The organism is Rhizobium sp. CF142 (assembly GCF_000281145.1).
Lineage (GTDB): Bacteria > Pseudomonadota > Alphaproteobacteria > Rhizobiales > Rhizobiaceae > Rhizobium.
The window spans coordinates 29,560-52,690 of sequence record NZ_AJWE01000132.1 but is presented as its reverse complement, the minus strand read 5'-3'; the positions used below and the strand labels follow the sequence as shown (position 1 = coordinate 52,690).

Genomic DNA, 23,131 nt, shown 5'->3' with positions numbered 1-23,131 from the left:
CGGGAGTGCCTTCGGGCACTTCCTCATTTACTATCAGCAAGCCCCACCTCTAGGGAGTAAATGCACATGACAGTCAAAGTTGCCATCAACGGTTTCGGACGCATCGGCCGCAACGTACTTCGCGCCATCGTCGAATCCGGCCGTACCGACATCGAAGTCGTCGCCATCAACGACCTCGGCCCGGTCGAGACCAACGCTCACCTGCTCCGTTACGATTCCATCCACGGCAAGTTCCCGGCCGAAGTAAAGGTCGAAGGCGACACGATCATCGTCGGCAACGGCAAGCCGATCAAGGTCACCGCGATCAAGGATCCGGCAACCCTTCCCCATAGGGAACTGGGTGTCGACATCGCGATGGAATGCACGGGCATCTTCACCGCCCGCGACAAGGCTGCAGCCCACCTGACGGCCGGCGCCAAGCGCGTCATCGTTTCGGCTCCTGCCGACGGCGCTGACCTCACGGTCGTCTTCGGCGTCAACCATGACCAGCTCACCAAGGAGCACCTGGTCATCTCCAACGCATCCTGCACCACGAACTGCCTCGTGCCGGTCGTGAAGGTTCTCGACGACGCCGTCGGCATCGACCACGGCTTCATGACGACCATCCACTCCTATACTGGCGACCAGCCGACGCTCGACACGATGCACAAGGATCTGTATCGCGCCCGCGCTGCTGCCCTCTCGATGATTCCGACCTCGACGGGCGCCGCAAAGGCCGTTGGCCTCGTGCTGCCGCACCTCAAGGGCAAGCTCGACGGCACTTCGATCCGCGTTCCGACCCCGAACGTTTCGGTCGTCGACTTCAAGTTCGTTGCCAAGAAGGCCACCACGGTCGGCGAAATCAACGAAGCGATCAAGGCAGCCGCAAACGGCAAGCTGAAGGGCATCCTCGGCTACACCGACGAGCCGCTCGTCTCGCGTGACTTCAACCACGACAGCCACTCCTCGATCTTCGCAATCGATCAGACGAAGGTCATGGAAGGCAATTTCGTGCGCGTTCTGTCCTGGTACGACAACGAGTGGGGCTTCTCCAGCCGCATGTCCGACACGGCAGTCGCTTTCGCCAAGCTCATCTGACCGCAACGGCAAATGTATTGAAAAGCGGCCCGGGAAACCGGGCCGTTTTGTTTAGAGAAACTGCGTGGCAATCCTCGCTGGATCAAGTCGGAAGGACAGGACATGGTGTATCTGAATATTCGAAAGGCTGATCCGGGCGACGCCCGAGAACTCTCCGAAATTCTCAACGAGATTATCGCAATCGGCGGTACGACCGCCCTCGAGACCCCTCTTTCGCCGGAGGAACTGGCCGATTGGTTCATAACAGGCGAATGGCCTCTGACATGCCATGTCGCCGAGACCAGTTCTGGTCTCGCCGGTTTTCAATCCCTGAGCCTCTACGGAAACCCACCGGAGGGCTGGGCCGATATCGCGACCTTTGCCCGGCAGAGCCCGAAGATACCGGGCGTCGGCACCGCACTTTTCGCGGCAACCCTTGCCGCCGCAGAAGAGCGCAATATCGAAGTCATCAATGCAACCATTCGCGCCGATAATACCGGCGGGCTGGCCTATTACGAGAAGATGGGCTTCCGCACCTACAACACGCTGGAGCGGGTGCCGCTTAACGACGGTACGCCGGTGGACAGAATCCAGAAACAATATCTGATCAGGAAAGACCGAAGCAGCCTCTAACGGCCGCATCAATAAAAAGTGCAGTGCTCCGCCTATCTGCCCTGCTCTCGCCTGATTTGCTTATACATTCTTTATACAGAGTTTTTCCCGTAGCATTCTTATTGGTCCTAACCCCAAGGACCGTCCAGCAGCATGATGCAGCGATGCAGCCGAGGTTAAGCCGCAAGGCCTACCCTTCCGCTGTTTTTTGCCGTTTACTAACAGATCGTGCTGCACACGGAGGGGTAAGGGACAGGCCGAGGGCGGTTTCGGGACGGTGATGAGGCGAAAGGGGTAGGCATGGAAGCGTTTTACATCGTGGTGCTGGTCGCAACGGCGCTCGTGCTTCTTGCAGCCTTTTCGAGCCTGCTGGCCTTCCGCTTCGGCGCCCCTCTGCTTCTGCTGTTCCTGATGATTGGGCTTGCCGCTGGTGTCGATGGTCTTGGCATCGAATTCAGCAATAACTACCTCGCCTATGTTCTGGGCTCGATCGCCCTTGCGATCATCCTCTTCGATTCCGGCTTCGGCACGCCGATGCAGGCCTTCCGCATCGCCGCGGTGCCGTCGCTGACGCTGGCCTCGATCGGCGTGCTTCTGACAGCAGCACTCTTCGCCTTCGCCGCCCGCTGGCTGCTCAACTTCACCTGGCTGGAAGGCATGCTGCTCGGCTCGATCGTTGCCTCCACCGATGCCGCCGCCGTCTTCTTCCTGCTGCGCATCGGCGGCATCAATATCAGAGACAAAGTGCGTTCCACGCTGGAAGTCGAATCCGGCACCAATGATCCGATGGCGATTTTTCTCACCATCGCACTGGTCGAGGTTCTCGCGAGCGGCGAACGCTACGCTGGCATCAATATCGGTATGCTTGCCATGTTCATCCAGCAGATGGGGCTTGGCGTCATCCTCGGCCTGCTCGGCGGCATGATGATCGTGCTGATCGCCGGCCGGCTGGAAACGGATCGTGGCCTGACGCCGATCTTCGTGCTGGCGCTCGCCTTGCTCGTCTTCTCCTTCACCGGCGCTGTCGGCGGCAGCGGCTTCCTTGCGGTCTATGTCGCCGGCATCTATGCCGGAAACCGCAAGATGCAGGCGATTGGTACCATCAGGCGCTTTCAGGACGGCATGACCTGGCTTGCCCAGATCATCATGTTCCTCGTGCTCGGCCTGCTGGCGACGCCCTCGCAGTTTCCTGTCATCATCGTACCGGCAATCCTGCTGGCACTGTTCCTGATCTTCGTCGCCCGCCCGCTCGCCGTCTGGCTATCTCTGCTTCCCTTCGATTATACGCAGCAGGAAATCGGTTTTGTCGCCTGGGTCGGCTTGCGCGGCGCCGTCTCAATCCTGCTTGCCATCATGCCGATCCTCGGCGGGCTGCAGCATAGCCAGATCTATTTCAACACCGCCTTCATCATCGTGCTCGTCTCACTGCTCGTACAAGGCTGGACGATCAAACCGGTTGCCAAGCGCCTCGGCCTCATCATCCCGCCGCGCATCGGCGCGGTCGACAAGGTGGAGGTTGACCTGCCGGGCGCCGCCAATCACGAGCTGCTTTCCTATCGCGTCATCAAGGATAGCCCGGTTCTGCGCGGCGAGCGCATTCCGCGCTGGGCAGCACCCTCGCTCGTGATCCGCGATGGCAAGTCGATGCGTTATCAATATGCCGGCCGGCTCAGGGAAAACGATCTCGTCTACCTCTTCATCGCACCCAGCTATTCACGCCTGCTCGACCGGCTCTTCGCCAGCCGCGCCCCTGTTGATGAGGACGACGCGGAATTCTTCGGCGCCTTTGCGCTGTCGCCGACCCGCCCTGCAGCCGATCTCGATGCCGCCTATGGTCCAGGTCTGCTCAACGAATCCGAAAAGGGTCTGACGATCGCCGAACTGATGAAACAGCGCCTCGGCGGCAAGGCGGATTATGCCGATCGCGTCCGTCTCGGCTCGCTTATCCTTATCGTCCGCGACCTCGACGACCAGGATCACATCACCTCCGTCGGCATGTCGCTGGAGGCCGTGGAGCCTGCCATTACGCTGCCGATCTTCATCAATTTGCGCGAGATTATCCAACGCACCCGCGAGCGTATGAAGGGCCGCAAAAAGCATGAGGCGACGGCTGCGGAAAGCGCTGCCGGACGTGACGAAAGCCCGCGCTAAAACGGCCGCCGACTGCCTTGCGTCTCCCCCGATCCTTGCTATGGTCGGCGCAATTTACGCCAACTACGAACGGATCCTCCCATGGCAGCTTTCAAGACCCTCGACGACCTCAACGATATCGCCGGCAAGCGCGTTCTCGTCCGCGTCGACCTCAACGTCCCGGTCAAGGATGGCAAGGTTACGGATACGACCCGCATCGAGCGCGTCGCGCCGACGATCCTTGAACTGTCGAAAAAGGGCGCCAAAGTCATCCTGCTCGCCCATTTCGGCCGCCCGAAGGATGGCCCCTCGGCAGAATTCTCGCTTTCGCTGGTTGCCCCCTCCGTCGAGCAGGTGCTTGACCATGCTGTGTTGACGGCATCCGACTGCATCGGCGAGGCGGCCGCTTCCGCCGTCGCGAAGATGAATAATGGCGATATCCTGCTCCTGGAAAACACCCGCTTCCACAAGGGCGAGGAAAAGAACGATCCAGATTTCACCAAGGCGCTCGCCGCAAACGGCGATATCTATGTGAACGACGCCTTCTCGGCCGCGCACCGCGCCCACTCCTCCACCGAAGGTCTTGCCCATCACCTGCCAGCCTATGCCGGCCGCACCATGCAGGCCGAACTCGAGGCGCTGGAAAAGGGCCTCGGCAACCCGGTCCGTCCGGTCGTCGCAATCGTCGGCGGCGCCAAGGTCTCCTCCAAGATCGACCTTCTGATGAATCTCGTGAAGAAGGTCGACGCGCTCGTCATCGGCGGCGGCATGGCCAACACCTTCATCGCCGCCCGCGGCACCGATGTCGGCAAGTCGCTTTGCGAGCATGATCTCGCCGATACCGCCAAGCAGATCATGATCGAAGCCGCCACCGCCGGCTGCGCCATCGTTCTGCCGGAAGACGGCGTCGTCGCCCGTGAGTTCAAGGCAGGTGCTGCCAATGAGATCGTCTCCATCGAAGCCATTCCTGATGATGCCATGGTCCTCGATGTCGGCCCGAAATCGGTCGATGCCGTCAAGGCTTGGATCGAACGCGCCACTACGCTCGTCTGGAACGGTCCGCTCGGCGCCTTTGAAATCGAGCCCTTCGACACAGCGACCGTCGCCGCCGCGAAATATGCCGCCGAACGCACCAAGGCCGGCAAGCTCACGTCAGTCGCAGGCGGTGGTGATACGGTCTCGGCGCTGAACCATGCCGGCGTTGCCGAAGAGTTTAGCTATGTTTCGACCGCAGGCGGCGCCTTTCTTGAATGGATGGAAGGCAAGGAACTGCCGGGCGTGGCCGTTCTCTCCGCCAATCGATAAGCCGATTCGGCAGATATTCCAGCAGGATAGACCGCGGAGCGAACGCTTCCGCGGTCTTTTGCTCAAGAAGAGAAAAAATTCCCGAACTTTCAAACGATTGAAATCATTTCAATCGTTTCAATGACTTAGCGCTCCCTTTTTTCTCCCTATAAACTTCTGTTATCCGAGTTCTATATTGTCAATTCTACCGGGTTTCATTGTGGAGAGAACGAGATGAGCGAACGACTGGAAGACATTGCAGTTAAGATGGTTGCTGGTGGTCGGGGCCTGCTTGCCGCCGATGAATCGACCGCCACCATCAAGAAGCGTTTCGACGCGATCAATCTTGAATCGACCGAAACCAGCCGGCGCGACTATCGCGAAATGCTCTTCCGCTCCGACGAAGCGATGAAGAAGTACATCTCCGGCGTCATTCTCTATGAGGAAACCCTTTTCCAGAAGGCGGCCGACGGCACGCCCTTCGTAGACATCATCAGGGCCGCCGACAGCATTCCGGGCATTAAGGTCGATATCGGCGCAAAGCCGATGGCAAAATACCCGGGTGAAACCATCACCGAAGGCCTCGACGGCCTCGCAGACCGCCTTGCCAAATATTATGAGGCCGGCGCCCGCTTCGCCAAGTGGCGCGGCGTCATCGCCATCTCGCAAACGTTGCCGAGCCGCGGTTCCGTCCGCGCCAATGCCCAGGCGCTTGCCCGTTATGCTGCGCTTTGCCAGGAGGCCGAGATCGTACCGATCGTCGAGCCGGAATGCCTGATGGACGGCAAGCCGGGCGATCACAATATCGACCGTTGCGCCGAAGTGACTGAATCCACGCTGCGCATCGTGTTCGAGGAACTGGCCGATGCCCGTGTCAGCCTTGAGGGCATGATCCTGAAGCCGAACATGGTCATCGACGGCAAGAATGCCCGCAAGGCCTCCGTCGCCGAAGTTGCAGAGCGCACCGTCCAGGTTTTGAAACGCACGGTCCCGCCCGCCGTTCCAGGCATTGCCTTCCTCTCCGGCGGCCAGACCACGGAAGAGGCCACCGCCCATCTCTCCGCAATCAACTCCGGTTATGAGCTGCCCTGGTTTGTCACCTTCTCCTATGGCCGCGCCCTGCAGGACAGCGCGCTCAAGGCCTGGAACGGCAAGCAGGAAAACGTCGCCGCCGGCCAGCGCGAATTCTCTCATCGCGCCGAAATGAACAGTCTCGCCGCCAAGGGCAGTTGGAAGGCCGAACTCGAAAAGGCTGCATGAGCCTTTTTGATGCTTGAGAAAATGAGACAGGCGGCGAACATCTTCGCCGCCTGTTTTATTTGCGCTTGCCTGTCGCAAAGACGATTTGTCATGGCGACAAGATAATCCTTCGCTGCAATCGCTGGCCTCATTAATCATGGCGCCTTAACCATTGGAGCCGCCATGAACAGCCTGCCCTACATCACCGTCGACGTCTTCACCTCCACTCGCTTCGAGGGCAATCCGCTCGCGGTCATGAGCGACGCCAGGGGCGTCAGCGACACGGCAATGCAGAAGATCGCCGCCGAATTCGGCTATTCGGAAGTGACCTTCGTGCTTCCTCCGGAGAACCCGCAAAACACGGCAAGGGTGCGCATCTTCACGCCGACGATGGAGATACCCTTCGCCGGTCATCCCAATGTCGGCACCGCCTATGTACTCGGCCAGCAGAGCGAAATCTTCGGCCGGCCCATCGGTGATACGCTGCGGTTCGAGGAAAAGGCTGGCCTCGTGGAAGTCGCCCTGCAGCGCAGTGAAGGTCGTGTCGCCGCAGCAACGATCCGCGCCCCACGACCGCTTGAAATAGAAGACACGATACCCGATGCGATCGTCGCCAGCTGCATCTCCATCGATCCGGCGTCAATCTGCAAGACCACGCATGCCCCGGTCTTCGTCTCCGTCGGCCTGAAATTTGCCGTTGCCGAACTCGAAAGCCTCGAGGCTCTGGCCGCGGCAAGCCCTAATATCAACGGCTTCCAGGCTGCGGCCAAGTCTGTAACCGGCAGCCATGATTTCTCCCTGTTCCTCTACGTCCGCCCCGCCGCTACCCCATGGAATATCCGCGCCCGCATGTTCGCGCCGCTGGACAACGTCATCGAAGACCCGGCGACCGGCAGCGCTTCGGCAGCCCTTTCCGCCTATCTCGTCTCGCTGCTGCCGGAGGCGGACATCAGCCAGCATGTGACGATCGAACAAGGCGTCGAAATGGGCCGGCGCAGCGTCATCGAACTCGATCTCGTCAAGAAGGCAGGCACAGTCACCGACGTGACGATCTCGGGAACCTGCGTACCGGTCATGAAAGGCGAGATCATCCTGCAGGACTGAACCAGCCTATTGCACCAGGAAATCGCGCGCCAGCAGCGCCACCGCCCAGATAGCAAAAGCAATCAACGCGATTCTCCAGAAATCCATCCGGCGGCGCAGCCCCGGATAACCAAGCGGCTTGATGATCTGGATTGCCATGGCAAGGATGAGTAGCAACGCTATCAGCTTTGTCATGGCTTTATTTTTTCCATTTATCAGAATGTCACAGGACGGACATTTTTTCACGCGAACAGAGAATATCTACTCGCCGTAAAGGCATTCCGGGACACAATCAACATTCTTATGGACTGGGCAGATACAGGTCTCGCCTTATGTCCTTTTTCAAAGCGAACACGCCGAGTCTGGGGATATGACAAGAAATCTGCTGTCCGTCGCTGCGCTGCTCTTTGGCACGCTCTTCCTTTTCATGGGCAACGGACTGCAGGGCATTCTGCTTCCCGTACGCGGAAATCTCGAAGGTTACGCAACGACCACGCTCGGCCTGCTCGGCACATCCTGGGCGGCGGGCTTCGTCATCGGCTGCCTTATCGCCCCGAAGATGGTGCGACGCGTCGGCCATGTACGCGCCTTCTCCGGCTTCATCGCCATTATCGCCATCATCGCGCTGGTCAGCGGCATCATCATCGACCCGGTCTGGTGGGTCATCCTGCGCGCCGTCACAGGCTTCTCAACCGCTGGCACCTCGATGATCATCGAAAGCTGGCTGAACGAACGGGCGAACAATGAAAGCCGCGGCGCGATCTTCTCTCTCTATATTGGCATCACCCTTCTGGGCGTCGTGGGCGGCCAGCTGATGATCCCGTTGGAAGACGTGCGCACGCCGGTGCTCTTCATGATCTGCGGCATTTTCTACTGCATCGCCATGCTGCCGACGACGCTCTCGACCGCCGCCTCGCCGCAGCCGCTGAAGGCGGTGAAACTCGACCTGCCGGCACTCTATCGCAACTCGCCTGTCTCCTGCCTTGGCATCCTGCTCGTCGGCATCGCCAACGGCGCCTATGGTACGCTTGGCGCCGTCTTCGGCGCGGGTGCCGGGCTCTCGGATACCTCGATTGCTGTCATGATGAGCGCCACCATCTTTGCCGGCGCCATAATGCAGCTTCCGGCCGGGCGCCTCTCCGACCGCATCGACCGCCGTTATGTGCTGGCGGCCATGTCAGCCATCGCAGCGCTCGCCGGCCTCCTGATCTTCGTATTGCACCCCTCGTCCCCTACCTTCCTGATCGGCCTCGTCATCCTCTACGGTGCCGTCGCCAATACGCTCTATCCAATCGCCGTCGCCCATGCGAATGACTTTGCCGCATCGGAGGATTTCGTGAAGGTCTCGGGCGGACTGCTGCTTCTCTACGGTATCGGCACCGTCATCGGCCCGACGATCGGAGGTCCGGTCATGTCGGTCATCAGCCCGCATGCACTCTTCCTGGTGACGGCGCTCGCCCATCTTCTGATCACCGGCTATGCCATCGTCAGGAGCCGTATTCGCGCAGCCATTCCGGCGAGCGACCGCGATGCCTATACCACGATCCCGACAGCAACATCTCCTACGCTCACGCCGCAAAGCATGTCGCTTGCCGATCGCGGCTCCAACAAGTCTCCCGAAAGCGGCGATCCTGCTGTAAAGTTCGGCTGACGAACTGAAGCATGTCGGGCAAAACTGTGCAGCGGTTTGCGATAACGACACGCTTGAAACAGAGACTTAAAGCGTGGAAGCGAATCTGAAGATCGCGACACGGTTTAAAGGAGGAGCGACAATGAGCTTCATGGATGACGACAGGCCGCAGAAGAAGACCGCACACGAGATCGGCTCCGATCTCTCCATGCTTTCGGTGGATGAGTTGAAGGCGCGCGTGGAACTCTTGAAAACCGAGATCGCGCGGCTCGAAGCCGAGGCGGCCAGGAAGGCGTCCGGCCGGATTGCCGCCGAAGGCCTTTTCCGATCATAAGACTGTGAACGAGCAACTATTGCTTCAAAATTACTTTCGGTAAGTCTTAAATTGGGACGATATTAATAAAAAATTAAGCTTTATAAGATATTACTCATGTCGTTCAGATCTTTCTGGACCTCAGACAGTTTTCCAAGCGGTGAATTGGTCTGATTTTTCTCCCTGTTTTACCTTGAGAGCCGCTTTTGCGGCTCTTCTTTTTTGCGCTGCCTTAGACCTTTCCACGAAACTGTGGAGATTAACCTTTTCTTAAGAAACGGCTTGCGCAATTAGGCTAAAGATACCATCTTGAAATCATAAAGACCGGCCTGGGAAACTTTTCCGCGGAAACCGGCGTTACCTGATAGTGGATGCGTGCAACAGGGATTCTTTAGATGTCGGAACTTGGATTGAATACGATCAGTTTTGCGGGTCGCGCTGCCGCATCCTCGCAGTTCAAGACGCTGTATGCCGAGGGCATGTCGCTGGTCGAAGAAACCGCATCCTACCTCGACGGCCAGGGTCGCGCAGCCTCCAAGGTGCTGCCGCGCATGGCCTCGGTCCTTTACGCGGCTGAATCGATGCGCCTGACCACGCGCCTCATGCAGATGGCTTCCTGGCTGCTCCTGCAGCGCGCCGTCAACAATGGCGAAATGTCCCGCGATCAGGTTCTGGCCGAGAAGAACAAGGTTCGCCTCGACGGCTTCAACGTTGACCGCAACGCTCCGGGCTGGGGTGACCTGCCGGAATCCTTCCGCGATCTCGTAGAGCGCTCGCTTCGCCTGCAGAACCGCATCGCCTTGCTCGACCGCGAAATCTATCGCCCGACAGAAGCTGCGATCGTCCCGGACAACCAGAACAGCGTCCAGGCTCAGCTTTCCCTGCTGCAGACGGCCTTCGGCAACAACTGATCTGGCATCATAGAATGTCATGAAACCGGCTGCGGCAACGCGGCCGGTTTTTTGTTTGCTCACCGGTACAGACCCGGAAAACAAAAAGCCCGGCACAAGGCCGGGCTTTTGAATATTCCGCCAAGCGGAAGCGAATTAGAGGCCGAGGCCGCCGAAACGCTTGTTGAACTTCGAAACACGACCGCCGCGGTCCATCAACTGCTGGTTACCGCCGGTCCAGGCCGGGTGCGACTTGGAGTCGATTTCGAGGTTCATGACAGCACCTTCCGAACCCCAGGTCGAGCGGGTTTCGTACTCGGTGCCATCGGTCATGACTACCTTGATGACGTGGTAGTCGGGATGGATGCCTTCCTTCATGACAATCTTCCTGCGATGCCGGGGTTCAATTTGCCGCAGACAGTTGCGGGGAAAGAACCGATTGAATAAATGAAGCCGCAGTCGTGAAGGCTACGGCTTCCCATTAGGATGCGGTGCCTATACATGAAGGGCGCCGGGATAACAAGGGCCAAGGAGCCGCAATACGCGGTCTTTGAGGGCGATCGGAGATGATTTGGCAGAGCAGGCAGAGCTTGGGGAAAAGAAGTCGCGTTCGCTAAGGCCGCTCGGCAGGCTGACACCTTATGTGGCGCGTTATCGCGGCCTAGTCGCGGGCGCTCTGGTTTCCCTGGCGCTCGCCGCCGTCACATCGCTTGCTATACCGCTTGCCGTGCGCCGCATGATCGACCACGGCTTCACCCAGGCCGATGGTACCTTCATCAACAGCTACTTTGCCATGCTGATGATCATGGCCATCGTGCTCGCCGTCGCCAGCGCTCTTCGCTACTATTTCGTCATTACCATCGGCGAACGCATCGTTGCGGATCTGCGCCGTGACGTCTTTGCTCATGTCACACGGCTCTCACCCTCGTTCTTCGACGTCAACCAGTCGGGCGAGATCGTCTCGCGGCTGACGGCCGATACCACGCAGATCAAATCCGCCGTCGGCGCCACCGCTTCCGTGGCGCTTCGCAACCTGATCCTCTGTATCGGCGCGCTCGGCATGATGATCGTGACCTCGCCAAAGCTTTCGAGCCTCGTCATCGTCGCAATCCCGATCATCGTCTTTCCGCTTGTCGCCGGCGGCCGGTCGGTGCGCAAGCGTTCCCGAGCGGCGCAGGATACGCTGGCAGAGGCTTCCGCCTTCGCTAATGAGACGATCGCTGCAACCCGCACCGTGCAGGCCTTCAACGCCGAAACCGCCGCAGCGGACCGCTACGGCTCGGCTGTCGAATCCGCCTATCAGGCCGCACGTTCCGCCGTCTCCTCCCGCGCCCTGCTGACGGGCATCGCCATCACCCTGATCTTCGGCAGCGTGGTCGCCGTTCTCTGGTTTGGCGCCCATAGTGTCCTCGCCGGCACGCTTTCGGCCGGCACGCTCGGACAGTTTCTGCTCTATGCGGTCATCGCGGCCGGATCGCTCGGTGCACTCTCGGAAGTCTGGGGCGAGCTTTCGCAGGCAGCAGGTGCAGCTGACCGCCTGACTGAACTTCTCGACGAAGTCTCGCCGATCGCCGCCCCCGCAAATCCGCAGCCGCTCCCCTCGCCCACCCAGGGCCGCGTGGAATTCGACGGCGTGCATTTCGCCTATCCCTCCCGCCTTGGCAGATCGGCTCTGCACGGCCTCGATTTCACGGTGCTGCCGGGGGAAACGGTCGCGATCGTCGGTGCATCCGGCGCCGGCAAGAGCACGGTCTTTTCGCTCCTGCTGCGCTTCTACGATCCGCAGCAAGGCAGCGTGAGGATCGATGGTGTCGATGCCCGCCAGGCGGACCCGGATGCACTACGCCAGCGCATCGCCATCGTGCCGCAGGATGTCACCATCTTCGTCGCCTCGATCCACGACAATATCGCTTTCGGTGTTCAAGGCGCCACGCGCGAGCAGGTACGCGCCGCCGCGATCGCGGCCCAGGCCGATGAGTTCATTAATCGGCTGGACAAGGGCTACGATACCCAGGTCGGCGAACGCGGCATCACGCTGTCCGGTGGCCAGCGCCAGCGCATCGCCATCGCCCGCGCGATCCTGAAGAACGCACCTATCCTGCTCCTGGACGAAGCGACCTCGGCCCTTGATGCCGAGAGCGAAACGCTTGTGCAGAGGGCGCTTGACGGGCTTATGCATGGCCGCACTACTGTTGTCATCGCCCACCGTCTCGCCACCGTTCTCAAGGCCGACCGTATTCTCGTCATGGATCAGGGCCGGGTCGTCGAGGAAGGCACGCATCAGAGCCTGATCCGGCACGGCGGTATCTATGCGAAGCTCGCCCGCCTGCAATTCGATGCAGCCAACGAGGATGTGTTGGCTGCCGCCAAATAGCTGCCTCATACGTCATCGCGACTAAAGTCTGATCGCTATAGCTCCCCGGACGCGGTTGCCTTTGCGGCAACCTGCCCTAACCTCCCTATGCCCGAGGTAGGGCCTTTGCTGTTGAAGTCTGTGGGAGGAGATTCGAATGGCGCTTTCTGATATTACCCGTCGCATGAGCCTGGCGCTCGGCCTTGGCCTGCTCGCAGCAGCCACAGGCACGGCCGCATCGGCCCAGAGCTATCCTGACCGATCCATAACCATGATCGTGCCCTTCGCGGCCGGAGGCTCGACCGATGTCGTCGCGCGTATCGTCGCGCAGAAAATGTCCGAAGATCTCGGCCAGCAGGTCATCGTGCAGAATGTCGCGGGAGCCGGCGGCAATCTCGGCGCTGATAACGTCGCGCGTGCCGCGCCGGACGGCTATACGATCCTGATGGGCACTGTCGCCACCCACGCGCTCAATCCGCTGATCCTGAAATCGACCCCCTACGATGCAGAGAAGGATTTCGCGCCGATCTCGCTGCTCGTGATCGTCCCCAACGTGCTGGTCGTCAATCCGGAACTGCCCGCAAAGAACGTGCAGGAACTGATCGCGCTCCTGAAAGCCGATCCGGACAAATACAGTTATGCCTCATCCGGCAACGGCACGCCGCTGCATCTTTCCGGCGAACTTTTTAAAAGTATGGCGAGTGTCGACATGCAGCATATTCCCTATAAGGGCGCTGGACCGGCACTGAACGACGTCATCGGCAATCAGGTGCCGATCATGTTCGACAACCTGCCCTCGTCTTCGAGCCACATCAAGGCCGGCACGCTGCGAGCACTCGCCGTAACGACCGCCGAACGCGCGTCATCCTTCCCTGATATTCCAACCATCGCGGAATCCGGTATATCAGGATACGAGACCTATACGTGGAACGCTCTCTTTGCGCCGGCCAATACGCCGGCCGATGTGATCACACGCCTCAATGCCTCTGCCAACAAGGCGCTGACCGATCCGACCGTTGCTGAGCGGATGAAGGAATTCAGCGCAACGATCGTCGGCTCCACGCCGGAAGAACTCGGCGCCCATGTGAAGGCCGAGCTTGCGAAATGGAAACCAGTCGTGGACGGCGCCCATATCCAGATGGAATGATCACAACCGGAGGGGACAGCATGCCGTTATCCCCTTCTCTCGCGCTCAATCCAACCGGCGGCAATTGGACGCCATGCAATTGAATTCTAATTAAGGTAGTGGAAAAGCTCACAATTCTGGGCTAGCTTTCAAAAGGCTGATGCACAATTTCAGCTTACCAGGAGGGATCCATGTACAGATTTGAAGTTTACAAGGATAAGGCCGGTGAATTCCGCTTCCGCTTCAAGGCGTCGAACGGAGAGACCATGTTCTCGTCCGAAGGCTACAAGGCGAAGGCATCCGCGATAAACGCCATCGAATCCATCAAGAAGAATTCGCCTGGCGCTGATGTAGTGGATCAGACAAAGGCGGAAGCCTGACTGAGAAGCGGAGGCGGCATCAGTCGCCTCCAGCACTTTGCGCTCAGCGTTTTTTTTGCACGCATTTCCATCTGATCGATTTTTTTCGACCGCAATGTCGAAATGGGGACGACTGACACCTCATTGTTTCGGAACGGCTTGAGGCCGTGCCACCGGAGCATTGCAGCATGGGCGAATTCGGCCTTACATGCTGTCTGCCCGGTCAAACGCCCCCAGAGGATCAGGAGTTTCCGATGCAATACGCACTTATCATCCGTGAATCCGCAGAAGACTTCGTCCGCCGCGGCGACCCCGCTTACCGCGACGGCTGGACGGCCTATACCAAGGCACTGGTGCAAGCCGGGATCTTGACCGCAGGTGCCGGCCTGACTCCGCCTGAGACAGGCACGATCGTGCGTCGCAAGGGCGAGAACCATGATGTGCAGGATGGCCCCTACCCGGAAGGCAAGGAATCGCTCGGCGGCTTCTACGTGATCGACGTGCCCGATCTCGATACGGCACTCGAATGGGCCACGCGCGTTCCCGTCTCCGAACAGGGCTCGGTGGAAATACGGCCCCGGCTGCAGGTCGCGTGAGGCCGTTGTGACATCTGATGCGGGCCGTGCCGCCGAGAGGGTGGCGCGGCAATCCTACGGCAAGCTCATCGCCTTCCTTGCCGCCCGCTCCCGCGATGTTCCGGCGGCGGAGGACGCCCTGTCTGATGCACTGGCGGCTGCGTTGCGGGTCTGGCTCGAGCGCGGCATTCCCGACAATCCCGAGGGCTGGCTGCTAACTGCAGCCCGCCGCAACCTCATACAGGCTGCCCGTCATCGAACTGTCCGCGACAACGCCAGCGAAACGATTGCGCTGGCCGTCGAGGAAGCCGAGGAGCGCATGAACGATGCACGCAACGCCGACTTTTCCGATGAACGGCTGAAGCTGCTTTTTGCCTGCACACACCCGGCAATTGACCGGTCCGTTCACACGCCGCTGATGCTTCAGACCGTGCTCGGCATTGATGCGAAGACAATAGCACAGGCCTTCGTCGTCTTGCCGGATGCCATGAGCCAGCGCCTGGTGCGGGCCAAGGTCAAGATCCGGGACGCCGGCATTCCCTTCGCTATTCCCGAGCGGCAGATCCTGACGGAACGGCTGGCAGGCGTGCTCTCGGCAATCTATGCCGCCTACGGGCTCGGCTGGGACAGTCTCGATGGCGAAGGAGACAGTCGCACGGGCCTGACCGATGAGGCGATCTGGCTCGGCCGCGCACTCATGACCATCCTGCCCGAGGAGCCGGAGGTCATCGGGCTGCTCTCGCTGATGCTTTATTGCGAGGCGAGAAGACACGCACGGCGTGATGTCGATGGCGCCTACATACCGCTTGAGGAGCAGGATACCGGTCTCTGGAACGAAATCATGATGGCCGAAGCCGACGCATTGCTGCGCAAGGCGGGCACTTTCGACCGCTTCGGTCCGTTCCAGTGCCAGGCGGCGATCCAGGCCGTCCACGCCACGCGCCGCCGGACGGGCACGACGGATTGGAAGGCGCTTATTACCCTCTACCGGGCACTCATCGCGATGAAACCGACACTCGGCTCAAAGGTCAGCCATGCCGCCGTCGTCGGCAGGGTCGACGGCGCAGCCCCGGCCATCGCCCTGCTGGACGGGTTGGAACAACGGGGCATCGCCAGCTACCAGCCTTACTGGGCGGTGCGGGCGCATCTGCTGGAAGACCTTGGCGAAAGCGATACCGCGGCAGCAGCCTACAGGATGGCGATCGACCTCAGCGACAGTCCCGCCGTCCGCACCTTCCTCACCAGCAAACTTCAGGCCGTTATTTCTCGGTCAGCTTGAGCTCGATACGACGGTTGGTGGCGCGCGCGTCCGGCGTATCGCCCGGTGCAATCGGCTGAAATTCGCCAAAACCTGCCGCAACGAGCCGGTCTGCGGGCACGCCCTGCGCGATCAGGAACTTCACGACCGAAATCGCGCGGGCGGATGAAAGCTCCCAGTTGTCGCGGTAGCGGCCCGAGCCCGACAGCGCGACATTGTCCGTATGGCCATCGACGCGCAGAACCCAGTTGATCTCAGGCGGAATTTCCTTGGCGAGATCGAGCAGCGCGGCGGCAAGCTTTGCCATTTCCGCCTGGCCATCCGGATTGAGGTCGGCACCGCCGGATGGAAACAGCACTTCGGACTGGAAGACGAAACGGTCGCCGACGACGCGGATGTTCTCGCGATCGGACAGGATTTCGCGCAAGCGGCCAAAGAAGTCCGAGCGGTAGCGATTGAGTTCCTGCACGCGCGCAGCCAGCGCAACGTTCAGGCGGCGGCCGAGATCGGCAATTTTCGTCTGCGAGGTCTGATCCTTCTCCTCGGAAGCCTGAAGTGCTGCCTCGACAGCAGCGATCTGGCTGCGTAGCGCCGCGATCTGCTGGTTGAGGAGCTCGACCTGGCTGAGGGCACGGTCGCTGACCTGTTTCTGCTCATCGAGCTGTTGCGTCAGCGTTCCGATCTGCTGCTTTGCCGCATCCTGGCCGCCGGCACCGGCGCTGAGAAGAGCCTGCAATCGCGTACGCTCGCCCTCGGCACTCGCAAGCGACGCCTGCAGATTGGCGACGGAATCCTGAAGATCCTGATTGCTGCCCTTCTCAAGCGCCAGCAACTGCGTGAGCTCGTTGATCTGACCGTTCAGACGCGTCAGCACCTCGTCACGGCCGCTGATTTCGCGGCTGAGAATGAACTGGCCGACAACGAAAACCGTGAGGATGAACATGATGGCGATGAGCAGCGTCGATAGAGCATCGACGAAGCCCGGCCAGTAGTCCACCGCGCGTTGGTGGCGGCGGTTGCGGCCAAGAGGCATGGCTTACTTGCCCTCGCTCTTTTCGACCTGACTGGACCGTTCGCGCGCCCTGTCGCTGCCGCGGTCTTGGACACCGATGCGTTCAGCCAGTCTATCGAGCGTGCGGCGCATCGCCTTTGCCTCGTCCTGCTGGACCTCGATCCAGTCACGCAGCATCTGCTGCTCGTTGCGCATGTTCTTGACGAGACCCTGAATGCCTTCGGCAAGGCTTGCCATGGCGGCGACCGACCGCTGGCTGGACGCGCCGTCCCCTTCGGCGACCTTTCGCAGATATTCCGACAGGGCTTTCATATCTTCCGACGAGCCGCCGGAAACGCCATCGAGCGCAGGTACCGGAATATCGGAGCCGACATCGGTAACGGAGGAGAGCCAGTTTTCCAGCTCCGTATAGAAACGGTTCTGCGCACGTCCGGCCTGCAGATCGAGGAACCCGAGGATCAGCGAACCCGAAAGACCGAGCAGCGAAGACGAGAAAGCCTGGCCCATGCCGGAAAGCGGCATCGCAAGCCCTTCTTTCAGCGTCGAAAGCACATCGCCCGTGCCGTTCGAGCCGGCATCGAGCGATTGGATGACAGAGCTGATCGAGCCGATCGTGCCGATAAGGCCCCAGAAGGTACCGAGCAGGCCGAGGAAAACGAGCAGGCCGATGAGATAGCGGGAAACGTCACGCGATTCGTCGAGGCGGTTGGCAATCGAATCCAGAATGGAGCGCAGCGCGGTGGTCGATAATGCAACCCCGGACCTGCTACGATTTCCGATCAGCGCCCGCATCGGCGCGAGCAGCCGCGGATTGCGGTTCACCTTGTCGGCACTGCCGGCCGCGCGGAAAGAATTGAACCAGCGTACTTCGGGGCGAAGCGACAGGACATGATTGAAAACGAGAATGATTCCAACGGCAAGAACGCCGACGATGAGACCGTTGAGGCCGGGATTATGCATGAAGGCAGTCTGTGTCTGCCGGAATAGGATCGCCGCTATGAAGCCGACGATGATGAGGAACAACACCATCGTCCAGAAGAACGACATGGGGCTGGAGAGTTTGTAAGCGTAGCCACCGGCCGTCTTCTCGGTCGAGCCGAACTCGGCCACATTCACATTTTCCATAGGTTCCTCGGCCTCCGGACTCATTACAGCCGAAGACTAGATCAACATTGTGCCGAATTGAAGTATGCGCGGGCGAAAAGCCGGACTTTACAACAGGCTGTTGCCCGGATCGTCACTTGGTCGGAACCGGCCGCTTGACGACTTCCGTAAGCGCTTTGTGGATGTGCTCGTTGCCGGCAATGATCGCGCCGGTCTCCAGTATTGACGCCCCGCCGTTCCAGTCAGTCGCATAACCACCCGCTTCGCGAATGAGCAGAATGCCGGCCGCCATGTCCCAGGGCGACAGCGCCACTTCCCAGAAGCCGTCGAAACGACCGGCGGCCACATAGGCAAGATCGAGCGAGACTGCGCCCATGCGGCGGATGCCAGCGACTTCGCCCATGACATGGCGCAGCTCGATCAGGAACCTGCCGTGATTGCCGCGGCCGAGATGCGGCACGCCGCAGCCGATGACGCTGTCGGAAAGCACCCGGCGCGAGGCGACGCGCAGGCGGCGATCGTTGAGGAACGCGCCACCGCCACGCTCAGCAGTGTAAAGCTCGTCCGTCGCCGGATTGAAGACCACGCCTGCGACGATCTCATTGTTGCGCTCGAGTGCAATGGAAACGGCAAAGGCCGGGATACCGTGCAGGAAGTTGGTCGTGCCATCGAGCGGATCGACGATCCAGCGGTGCGCACCGTCGGTACCCTTGATCTCTTCGCTCTCTTCGCCAAGGAAGCCATAGGTCGGACGAGCCTTGAGAAGCTCTTCCTTGACGATCTTCTCGGCCTTGCGGTCGGCATTCGAAACAAAGTCGCCCGGTCCCTTTACGGATACCTGCAGGTTCTGCACTTCCCCGAAATCACGCCCCAGCGACTTGCCTGCCTTGATGGCAGCCTGAACCATGACATTGAGAAGAGCTGAACGGGCCATGTGGGCATTTTCCTTGGATAATACGGGACGCGCTGTCAGGGGCGGGATATGTCCCTGAACGCCGGAAGCGACAGCGCTGCATAGATTGGCGGCCTCAAGACCACAAAATCAGGGAAATTTCAAGGGGAATGCCGCATGGCAGGGTTGCAGCACGAAAGGATAGTTCCCAAATTATTCTGGACAGATCAGTCTGGAAAGCTTATTGAGGCGTCATGGCAAGGCATAAGGAATTCGATCGCGACACCGCACTCAAGGCGGCCATCATCGTGTTCACCGAACATGGCTACGAGGGCACGTCGACGGATGCGCTGCTGTCGGCCATGAAGATCAGCCGGCAAAGCATGTACGATACTTTCGGCGACAAGCGCAGCCTCTACCTGGCAGCACTCGACCGCTACAATCTCGACAGCGTCTCTCAACTCGTGGCCGATCTGCGCCGCGATACGACACCGTTGAAAGCTTTGGAAGAGACGCTCATTGCCTTTGCCTCTCGCCCGGAAACCGAAGCCGGCCGTGGCTGCCTTGGCGTCAGCGCCGTATGCGAGTTCGGCCGCACGGACAGCGAAGTCTCTGATCTGACCGACAAGGCCTCCCGCCTGCTTTCATCTGCCGTGCGGACAATCCTTGAGGAAGGCAAGAAGCGGGGCGAGATTGCTGATGATGTCGATACCACCGATGCCGTGCAGTTCCTCGGCTCGACCCTGTCGGGCATGAAGGTCAGCGCCCGCAACGGCGCCTCCCCAGAAGCACTCCGCGGGATAGCCCGTCTCGCCATTCGAAGCCTCCGGTAAAACCGGAAGTTCAAACCCGATTTAGCATGCCCAATTCTAGACTAATCAGTCCAAAAAAGGAAGGTAACCACAATGTCCCAACCACTCTCCGGCAAGATCGCCCTCGTAACCGGTGGCTCGCGCGGTATCGGCGCCGCAATCGTCCGCCGCCTCAGCAGCGACGGCGCGGCTGTTGCGTTCACCTATTCCGCCTCCCGTGACAAGGCGAAGGCCATCGTCGCCGAAATAGAGGCGAAGGGTGCGAAGGCGTTGGCCATCAAGGCCGACAGCGCTGATACGAGGGCTGTTCAGGATGCGGTCGATGAGACCGTCTCGACATTCGGTGGCATCGACATTCTCGTCAACAGCGCCGGAATTCTCATGTTGAATTCAGTAGAGAAATTCCCGCTCGAAGACTTCGACCGCATGTTTGCGGTCAACGTCCGCGCAGTCTTCGCCGGCACGCAGGCGGCCGCGCGCCACATGAAAGCAGGCGGACGCATCATCACCATCGGCAGCATCGTCGCCGAGCGGAGCGGGTTCCCGACCTCGTCGGTCTATTCCATGACAAAGGGTGCAGTGGCCGCCATGACACGTGGCCTTGCCCGCGATCTCGGCCCGCGCGGCATCACGGTGAACAACATCCAGCCAGGCCCGACGGCGACGGACATGAACTCGAACGAAGCCAGCCATGAGATGCTGAAACAGTTGATGGCGCTCGGCCGCATCGGCGAGGACAAGGAAATCGCCAGCTTCACCGCCTATCTCGCCAGCCCCGAAGCCTCCTTCATCACCGGCGCCAGCCTGACGATCGACGGCGGTTATCTGGCCTGATGCAGACAAGCGAACGGCGGCGCAGATACGCCGCCGTTCCATTGCTCAGTGTCCGAAATTCAGGACTTCTGCTGTGTGATCAGCACTTCGCGGGCGATCTGGTCGAGCGGCAGAATACGGTCGACACCGCCCTTGGCGATCGCTTCCTTCGGCATGCCGAAAACAACCGAGGTCGCTTCATCCTGAGCGACGGTATAGGCGCCGGCCTGATGCATTTCCAGCATGCCGCGCGCACCGTCGTCTCCCATCCCGGTCATGATGATGCCCATCGCGTTCGAGCCTGCCGAACGGGCAGCGGAACGGAAGAGCACATCGACGGACGGGCGGTGACGAGAAACCAGTGGCCCCGGCTTGACGGACACGTGATAACGCGCGCCCTGACGCTCCAGAAGCATATGCTTGTCACCGGGCGCGATCAGCACATGACCGCGCAATACCGGATCGCCGTCGGCTGCTTCCTTGACCTCGACTTCGCAGAGACCGTTGAGGCGCCTGGCGAAAGCCGCTGTGAATTTTTCCGGCATGTGCTGAACGATCACCATGCCCGGAGCATTGGCCGGCAGCCCCTCCAGAAATTCGCGCAGGGCTTCCGTTCCACCCGTCGAAGCGCCGACGCAGACGACCATTTCCGTCGTCTTCGCCATTGCCCGTCCGGTTGGCGGCGGCAGCATCGCGTCTGCCGTCAGCTTCTTGGCCGGTCCTTCTGCCGAAGCCGAGCGGATGCTGCCTGCAGCGCGGCGCACATTGGTAAGCCGCGCATGCGAAGCGCTCTTGACCACTTCGCGGATGCGCATGGCATCATCGGCCAGGCCATCTGCCGCACCGATCTTGGATTTCAGGATGACGTCGACGGCACCCGCTTCAAGCGCCTGAAGCAGAGTTTCCGAACCCGCTTCCGTCAGCGAGGAGCACATGACGACCGGGATCGGCCGCTGCGACATGAGCTTGCGCAGGAAGGTGATACCATCCATGCGCGGCATCTCGACATCGAGGGTAATGACATCAGGGATCTCTTCCTGGATCTTGCGCGCCGCCATGAACGGGTCGGAAGCCACGGCCATGACTTCGATCTCCGGGTCTCCTTCCAGAACCCGTGCCAGCGTCTGCCTGACACTGGCGGAATCGTCGATGATGAGGACTCGGACTTTTTTGGCCATGGTATCCCCTCAGATGCGCTGGAACACCGTATTCGAAACCTGCTTCAAGGGAAGGTCGAAGCCGGTGATCGATTCCGAGTGACCGATAAACATGTAACCGCCCTTCGCGAGGCAATTGCAGAGACGCGTGAGCACACCGGCCTGCGTCTGCTTGTCGAAGTAGATCAGCACGTTGCGGCAAAAGATCAGGTGCATCATGTCGCCGATAGGATATTTCTCATCCATCAGGTTCATGCGGGCGAAGCCGACACGGCTGCGCAGCTTCGGTGAGATGCGAACCTCGCGGCGACCCTGCTGCTTGGCAACCATAACATATTTCTTCTGCAGGTCGCGCGGCACCGGAGCGATCAGATCTTCCGCATAAATACCTTTGCGCGCTGTCTGCAGCACATCGGTGGAGAGATCGGTCGCCAGCACATTGTAGGAGACATCGCTGCGGTTCTCGACAAACTCGGCGAGCACCATGGCCATCGTATAGGGCTCTGCACCCGTCGAGCAGGCAGAACTCCATGTGCGGATCGTCCGCAGGCCGCTGTCGGCGAGCGTCGGCAGGGCGACCATCTGCATATATTCGAAATGCTTGGCTTCCCGGAAGAAGTCGGTCTTGTTGGTCGTCACGACGTCGATCAGGTAGACGGTCTCCTGCTCGAGACCATCCTCGTTGAACAGGAAATCACAATAATCGTCGAAGCTCGCATGGCGCGTGGCGCGCAGACGCCGGCGCAGCCGGCCCTCCAGCATCGTCAGCTTCGTCGGCGGCATCTTGATGCCGCTATAGTCATAGATGAACCGTGCCAGCTTGTCGAAATTACGCTTGCTGATCCTGTCACCCGGCAATTGGGTTTCTACCGCTGCCATACTCATAAAACGCGACGCTCCGAACAGGTCTTGAGGGCCTCAGGCGGCCGATTGCAGGACAGTGGCATCCTCGCGCGACAGAAGCCGGGCAAGGTCGACGATGACGACGAAGCCGTTCTCGCGGCGCACGACACCAGCAATGTAATCCGACCGCCAGCGTACGCCGATATCGGGTGCGGACTCGATCTGCTCGCGACGGAAGGGCGTCACCTCGAAAACGCGGTCGGCAACGAGGCCGAGCGTCAGAAGGCGATTTTCCATCGGAACGTCGAGAACCAGCACGCGCGTATGAGGCGTCGGCACTGTCTTCGACATGCCGAGCTTCAGGCGCAGATCGATCGTCGGAACGCCTTGGCCGCGCACGTCGCGCAGACCGAGCAGATAGTCGGGACCATTCGGAATCTTGAATGCTTCCGCATAGTCGAGGATTTCGCGCACCACTTCCACCGGAACGGCAAAGATCTCCTCGCCGAGGCTGAAGGTCACGAATTGGGCTTCCAGAGATGTTGTTGCCATGATCAACCGCTTTCCTTGGATTCGGGCGCCCCCATTAT

General features: G+C 60.2%; 24 protein-coding genes. 16 read left to right on the top strand and 8 right to left on the bottom strand.

What is annotated here, in order from left to right:
• Positions 1 to 66 precede the first annotated feature (66 nt).
• The 6 genes from gap (at position 67) to PMI11_RS33605 (ending at position 7,425) form a co-directional block, all read left to right on the top strand.
• The gene (gap, locus tag PMI11_RS33630) at positions 67 to 1,077 is read left to right on the top strand and encodes a type I glyceraldehyde-3-phosphate dehydrogenase (protein WP_007826546.1); all 1,011 of its coding nucleotides are present in this window, start codon (positions 67 to 69) and stop codon (positions 1,075 to 1,077) included.
• Positions 1,078 to 1,188: 111 nt separating this feature from the next.
• Positions 1,189 to 1,689, top strand: coding sequence for a GNAT family N-acetyltransferase (locus tag PMI11_RS33625; RefSeq protein ID WP_037072642.1), 501 nt, complete (start codon positions 1,189 to 1,191; stop codon positions 1,687 to 1,689).
• A 279-nt stretch (positions 1,690 to 1,968) separates the two neighbouring features.
• The gene (locus PMI11_RS33620) at positions 1,969 to 3,819 is read left to right on the top strand and encodes a potassium/proton antiporter (RefSeq protein ID WP_007826542.1); all 1,851 of its coding nucleotides are present in this window, start codon (positions 1,969 to 1,971) and stop codon (positions 3,817 to 3,819) included.
• Positions 3,820 to 3,900: 81 nt separating this feature from the next.
• Positions 3,901 to 5,103, top strand: a complete 1,203-nt coding sequence (locus tag PMI11_RS33615; protein WP_007826540.1) for a phosphoglycerate kinase — start codon at positions 3,901 to 3,903, stop codon at positions 5,101 to 5,103.
• 213 nt (positions 5,104 to 5,316) lie between these two features.
• Positions 5,317 to 6,342 (top strand): class I fructose-bisphosphate aldolase, encoded by a 1,026-nt coding sequence (locus tag PMI11_RS33610; RefSeq protein WP_007826538.1) that lies wholly within the window; start codon positions 5,317 to 5,319, stop codon positions 6,340 to 6,342.
• A 162-nt stretch (positions 6,343 to 6,504) separates the two neighbouring features.
• Positions 6,505 to 7,425 carry a PhzF family phenazine biosynthesis protein gene (locus tag PMI11_RS33605; protein ID WP_007826536.1) on the top strand — a complete coding sequence of 307 codons (921 nt, stop codon included), beginning with the start codon at positions 6,505 to 6,507 and terminating at the stop codon, positions 7,423 to 7,425.
• 6 nt (positions 7,426 to 7,431) lie between these two features.
• On the opposite strand, the gene PMI11_RS37850 is transcribed toward PMI11_RS33605, so the two are convergent.
• A complete protein-coding gene (locus tag PMI11_RS37850; RefSeq protein ID WP_007826534.1) occupies positions 7,432 to 7,599 on the bottom strand; it encodes a hypothetical protein in 168 nt (55 codons plus the stop codon).
• Between the two features lie 175 nt (positions 7,600 to 7,774).
• On the opposite strand from PMI11_RS37850, the gene PMI11_RS33600 reads away from it, so the two are divergent.
• The 3 genes from PMI11_RS33600 (at position 7,775) to PMI11_RS33590 (ending at position 10,258) form a co-directional block, all read left to right on the top strand.
• On the top strand, positions 7,775 to 9,055 hold the full coding sequence (locus PMI11_RS33600) for an MFS transporter (RefSeq protein ID WP_007826532.1): 1,281 nt from the start codon (positions 7,775 to 7,777) through the stop codon (positions 9,053 to 9,055).
• A 121-nt stretch (positions 9,056 to 9,176) separates the two neighbouring features.
• A complete protein-coding gene (locus PMI11_RS33595; protein WP_007826530.1) occupies positions 9,177 to 9,368 on the top strand; it encodes a DUF1192 domain-containing protein in 192 nt (63 codons plus the stop codon).
• A gap of 374 nt (positions 9,369 to 9,742) precedes the next feature.
• Positions 9,743 to 10,258: a protease adaptor protein RcdA gene (locus tag PMI11_RS33590; protein WP_007826528.1), complete on the top strand. Its 516-nt coding sequence runs from the start codon at positions 9,743 to 9,745 to the stop codon at positions 10,256 to 10,258.
• Between the two features lie 135 nt (positions 10,259 to 10,393).
• Here PMI11_RS33590 and rpmE read toward each other — a convergent pair whose 3' ends face one another.
• Positions 10,394 to 10,615: a 50S ribosomal protein L31 gene (rpmE, locus tag PMI11_RS33585; protein ID WP_007826526.1), complete on the bottom strand. Its 222-nt coding sequence runs from the start codon at positions 10,613 to 10,615 to the stop codon at positions 10,394 to 10,396.
• A gap of 193 nt (positions 10,616 to 10,808) precedes the next feature.
• Here rpmE and PMI11_RS33580 point away from each other — a divergent pair, with 193 nt between their 5' ends.
• From PMI11_RS33580 to PMI11_RS33560, 5 genes are all read left to right on the top strand, one after another.
• The gene (locus PMI11_RS33580) at positions 10,809 to 12,611 is read left to right on the top strand and encodes an ABC transporter transmembrane domain-containing protein (RefSeq protein WP_007826524.1); all 1,803 of its coding nucleotides are present in this window, start codon (positions 10,809 to 10,811) and stop codon (positions 12,609 to 12,611) included.
• A 136-nt stretch (positions 12,612 to 12,747) separates the two neighbouring features.
• A complete protein-coding gene (locus PMI11_RS33575; RefSeq protein ID WP_007826522.1) occupies positions 12,748 to 13,737 on the top strand; it encodes a Bug family tripartite tricarboxylate transporter substrate binding protein in 990 nt (329 codons plus the stop codon).
• 170 nt (positions 13,738 to 13,907) lie between these two features.
• Positions 13,908 to 14,096, top strand: a complete 189-nt coding sequence (locus PMI11_RS33570; protein WP_007826520.1) for a YegP family protein — start codon at positions 13,908 to 13,910, stop codon at positions 14,094 to 14,096.
• A 233-nt stretch (positions 14,097 to 14,329) separates the two neighbouring features.
• Complete coding sequence (locus PMI11_RS33565; protein ID WP_007826519.1) at positions 14,330 to 14,671, top strand: YciI family protein; 342 nt, start codon at positions 14,330 to 14,332, stop codon at positions 14,669 to 14,671.
• 7 nt (positions 14,672 to 14,678) lie between these two features.
• A complete protein-coding gene (locus tag PMI11_RS33560) occupies positions 14,679 to 15,929 on the top strand; it encodes an RNA polymerase sigma factor (RefSeq protein ID WP_007826518.1) in 1,251 nt (416 codons plus the stop codon).
• Here PMI11_RS33560 and PMI11_RS33555 read toward each other — a convergent pair.
• The 3 genes from PMI11_RS33555 to PMI11_RS33545 form a co-directional block, all read right to left on the bottom strand.
• Entirely contained in the window at positions 15,910 to 16,941 is a 1,032-nt protein-coding gene (locus PMI11_RS33555; protein ID WP_007826516.1) for a peptidoglycan -binding protein, read from the bottom strand. The genes PMI11_RS33560 and PMI11_RS33555 overlap by 20 nt on opposite strands.
• Positions 16,942 to 16,944: 3 nt before the next feature.
• Complete coding sequence (locus PMI11_RS33550) at positions 16,945 to 18,045, bottom strand: MotA/TolQ/ExbB proton channel family protein (RefSeq protein ID WP_007826514.1); 1,101 nt, start codon at positions 18,043 to 18,045, stop codon at positions 16,945 to 16,947.
• A gap of 112 nt (positions 18,046 to 18,157) precedes the next feature.
• On the bottom strand, positions 18,158 to 18,958 hold the full coding sequence (locus PMI11_RS33545) for an inositol monophosphatase family protein (RefSeq protein WP_007826512.1): 801 nt from the start codon (positions 18,956 to 18,958) through the stop codon (positions 18,158 to 18,160).
• A 212-nt stretch (positions 18,959 to 19,170) separates the two neighbouring features.
• Between PMI11_RS33545 and PMI11_RS33540 the strand changes: the two genes are divergently transcribed.
• The gene (locus PMI11_RS33540; protein ID WP_007826511.1) at positions 19,171 to 19,749 is read left to right on the top strand and encodes a TetR/AcrR family transcriptional regulator; all 579 of its coding nucleotides are present in this window, start codon (positions 19,171 to 19,173) and stop codon (positions 19,747 to 19,749) included.
• Between the two features lie 72 nt (positions 19,750 to 19,821).
• Entirely contained in the window at positions 19,822 to 20,562 is a 741-nt protein-coding gene (locus PMI11_RS33535; protein WP_007826509.1) for a 3-oxoacyl-ACP reductase family protein, read from the top strand.
• A 59-nt stretch (positions 20,563 to 20,621) separates the two neighbouring features.
• Here the strand turns inward: PMI11_RS33535 and PMI11_RS33530 are convergent, their stop codons facing one another.
• Genes PMI11_RS33530 through PMI11_RS33520 form a run of 3 tightly spaced genes read right to left on the bottom strand, consistent with a single transcriptional unit; the run spans position 20,622 to position 23,093 of the window.
• Entirely contained in the window at positions 20,622 to 21,719 is a 1,098-nt protein-coding gene (locus PMI11_RS33530) for a protein-glutamate methylesterase/protein-glutamine glutaminase (protein WP_007826508.1), read from the bottom strand.
• Between the two features lie 9 nt (positions 21,720 to 21,728).
• Entirely contained in the window at positions 21,729 to 22,583 is an 855-nt protein-coding gene (locus PMI11_RS33525; protein ID WP_007826507.1) for a CheR family methyltransferase, read from the bottom strand.
• Positions 22,584 to 22,616: 33 nt separating this feature from the next.
• Positions 22,617 to 23,093, bottom strand: coding sequence for a chemotaxis protein CheW (locus tag PMI11_RS33520; RefSeq protein WP_007826506.1), 477 nt, complete (start codon positions 23,091 to 23,093; stop codon positions 22,617 to 22,619).
• Between the last annotated feature and the right edge of the window lie 38 nt (positions 23,094 to 23,131).